Here is a 695-nt window from a genome sequence, read left to right as displayed (position 1 = left end):
GCTTTCGAGTGCATCCTTGGGGATGGCGATGCGGACCGGCACTCGCTGGATCACCTTGGTGAAGTTGCCCGTGGCATTTTCCGGCGGCAGCAGCGAGAAGACCGAGCCGGAGGCCGGCGCGATCGATTCGACCGTGCCGCGCAACGGATGGCCGTTCAGGGCATCGACGGTGATATCGACTTCGGCGCCGGGCTTGATGCCTTCGAGCTGCGTTTCCTTGAAGTTCGCGTCGATATAGAGATCATCGACGGGGACAAGCGAGGCAAGGCGCTGGCCGGGCGAAACGAGGTCGCCATCCTGTACGGCGAAATTGCCGATCACGCCATTGATCGGCGATTTGATGAGCGTGAACGACAGGTCGCGCTCGGCCTTGTCCTTGGCGACCTGCAGCGACTTGATCTGGCTTTCGGCCTCGGCGCGCTGGGCGGTCACGACGTCGATATTGGCCTGGGCGGAAGCGATCGACGAGTCGGCGCCGACGAGGTTCGCCTTGGCCTGGTCGAAGGCGACGCGGGCATTGTCGAGATCGGCGCGGGTGCCGGCCTTCTTGGTGGCCAGGTCTTCCTGCCGGTCGAGTGTGATCTGGGCGCCGCGCAGCGTGGCTTCCAGCGCCGTCTTCTGCGCTTCGGCCTGGGTCACCGCCGTCTTGGCGGCGTTGATCTGGGAGTCGAAGCGCTTGAGCGTCACCATCTGGG

General features: G+C 64.7%; 1 protein-coding gene. It reads right to left on the bottom strand.

Going from position 1 to position 695, the window contains the following annotated elements; translation table 11 throughout:
* The coding region (locus AC1D0P_RS26625) for an HlyD family secretion protein (RefSeq protein ID WP_477679474.1) at nucleotides 1–695 on the bottom strand (695 nt) is incomplete at both ends.

This window comes from Polaromonas sp. P1_G2 (assembly GCF_056405515.1).
The sequence above is the reverse complement of the archived record's forward strand: the minus strand, read 5'-3'. Positions and strand labels throughout refer to the sequence as shown.